3 protein-coding genes are annotated in these 2,390 nt (G+C 61.2%); 1 reads left to right on the top strand and 2 read right to left on the bottom strand.

Annotated elements, in window-relative coordinates; translation table 11 throughout:
- Positions 1-1,452 (top strand): cation:proton antiporter (locus HP547_RS28315; RefSeq protein ID WP_172288791.1); only part of this gene is annotated, 1,452 nt, incomplete at its 5' end.
- A 4-nt stretch (positions 1,453-1,456) separates the two neighbouring features.
- On the opposite strand, the gene HP547_RS28310 is transcribed toward HP547_RS28315, so the two are convergent.
- Both HP547_RS28310 and HP547_RS28305 read right to left on the bottom strand, forming a co-directional pair.
- Positions 1,457-1,741, bottom strand: a complete 285-nt coding sequence (locus tag HP547_RS28310) for a HigA family addiction module antitoxin (protein WP_172222584.1) — start codon at positions 1,739-1,741, stop codon at positions 1,457-1,459.
- Between the two features lie 12 nt (positions 1,742-1,753).
- Positions 1,754-2,032 carry a type II toxin-antitoxin system RelE/ParE family toxin gene (locus HP547_RS28305; RefSeq protein WP_172222579.1) on the bottom strand — a complete coding sequence of 93 codons (279 nt, stop codon included), beginning with the start codon at positions 2,030-2,032 and terminating at the stop codon, positions 1,754-1,756.
- Positions 2,033-2,390 lie beyond the last annotated feature (358 nt).

The following is a 2,390-nucleotide window of genomic DNA, read 5'->3' as shown; positions in this document are numbered from 1 at the left end:
CAGACCCTGCCTGCAGCCATCGTGCTGGGCCTGGGCCTGGCGCTTTCGTCCACCGCCCTTGGCTTGCAGAGCCTGGCCGAGAGCAAGCAGCTGAACGCCCCGCACGGCCGCCTGGCCTTCGCCATCCTGCTGTTCCAGGACATCGCCGCCATCCCGCTGATCGCCTTGGTACCGCTGCTGGCTGCCACTGGCCCCGACACCAGCCATGGTGACAGCTTGCAACACGGGCTGAAGGTATTCGCCAGCATCGCCGTGGTCATCGTCGGCGGCCGCTACCTGCTGCGCCCGGTGTTCCGCACCGTCGCCCGCACCGGTCTGCCGGAAGTATCCACTGCCACGGCGTTGCTGGTGGTGATCGGCACCGCCTGGCTGATGGAAGAAGCCGGCATTTCCATGGCGCTGGGCGCTTTCCTGGCAGGCCTGCTGCTGGCCGACTCGGAATACCGCCACGAGCTGGAATCGCAGATCGAGCCGTTCAAGGGCCTGCTGCTGGGGCTGTTCTTCATCAGTGTCGGCATGGGCGCCAACCTGAGCCTGCTGCTGGAAATGCCGCTGGTGCTGCTGGGCCTGACCCTGCTGCTGGTGACGGTGAAGCTGGCGCTGCTGTTCGGCGTCGGCCGCCTGGCCGGTGGCTTGAACAGCGCCAGCGCCCTACGCCTGGGCATGGTCCTGGCCGCCGGTGGCGAGTTTGCTTTCGTGGTGTTCAAGCTGGGCAAGGACCAGGGCCTGTTCGACACCCAGACCTACGACCTGCTGCTGATGACCATCACCCTGTCGATGGCCATCACTCCGTTGCTGATGCTCGGTTGCGCTCGCGCCCTCAAACGCCCGCAGCCGGTGCGGGAAGTGCCTGAGCAATACACCCAGATCCAGACCGATGCACCTCGGGTGGTGATTGTCGGCATGGGCCGCATGGGGCAGATTGTGGCGCGCATCCTGCGGGCGCAGAAAATCCCGTTCCTGGCCCTGGAAACCTCGGTGGATGCCATCGAGATGACCCGCATGTTCGAGCAGGTGCCGGTGTTCTACGGCGACCCGCTGCGCGCGGAGGTGCTGCACGCCGCCAAGGTGGGCGAGGCGGAGTATGTGGTCATCACCATCGATGACCCCGAAGTCGCCACCCGCACTGCGGAGCGCATCAAGCGTCTGTACCCGCACCTGAAAGTGCTGGCCCGGGCACGTAACCGCCAGCATGTGCACAAGCTGGTGGATGTGGGTGCCGAGCCGATTCGCGAGACGTTCTACTCCAGCCTGGAGATGACCCGCAGGGCCTTGGTGGGGCTGGGCTTGAGCGATGAACAGGCGGCGGACCGGATTGCGCGATTTACCCAGCATGATGAAGAAGTGCTGGTGGCTCAGGGGCAGGTGCGTGATGACCGGGCCAAGGTGATGCAGACGGCCAAGGAGGCGCGGGTGGAGTTGGAGCGGTTGTTTGATTCGGATGCGGGGTAAGTCGTCAGGCGAACACTAACCGCTCTATCTGAGGATGCTCACGGTGGGCAGCCTGCCAAAGATCGTAAGCGGCCTGTTCGGCAAGGTACTGCCTGGCAGGGCCGAGACCCGCCAGCTCAAGGCGATAAGCAAGATCGGCAGAAATGGCGGCGCGTCCATTGAGTACTGTGGATAACTGCCCCCGCGAATAACCTAGGTGACGAGCTAACTCAGAGACATTCATGCCAATTGAAGGCAACACGTCTTCTCGCAGGGACTCCCCTGGATGGGGAGGATCAAACATAGGCATGATTGAAGCCTTTTAGTGGTAGTCCAAATAATCAACAAGCTCCACATCGGTACCCAAGAAGCGGAACACCAGACGCCAGTTACCTGAAACATTCACTGCCCAAAAGCTATCCAGCTTTCCGTGCAGAGGATGAAGGCGGTAACCGGGACGGTTCATGTCTGCTGGCGTTTGTGCAACCTCCAGGGAAGCAAGCAAACGCCGCAAGCGATTGACATGATCCGCACGCACGCCAGATGCGTCACCCTGCTGATGGAGCAGCCTCAGGCCCTTGTGCCTGAAACTTCTGATCATTGACGGTTGAGTGTAAGGTCATGCCTTACACTTTTCAAGCTAGTACTTGGACGGAACATGGGGGCACACCTGAAGGATTTCCGGGTTGCCCAGTTTGCGCTTGGCCTTCCTGCTTGGCCCCGTCATGCCATCCGTTTTCAATGTAAGAGGTTTCCCAAAAAGCATGCCTTGAGAGTTATATCGCCTGTGAGATCGAGCGCCGCCCGCGCGGCGCATCGCGGATAAATCCGATCCTACATTTGTTGCAACGTGCCGAACCTGTTACGCCATGGTTGCCAGCCTTGGCGCAGGTCTTCAAGCTTGCAAACGGCTGACAGCCATGGCCTCACAGGCATGACCACGTTGCAACAAATGTGAG

Origin of the sequence: Pseudomonas sp. CM27 (assembly GCF_013179515.1) — a bacterium.
GTDB lineage: Bacteria > Pseudomonadota > Gammaproteobacteria > Pseudomonadales > Pseudomonadaceae > Aquipseudomonas.
The sequence above is the reverse complement of the archived record's forward strand: the minus strand, read 5'-3'. Positions and strand labels throughout refer to the sequence as shown.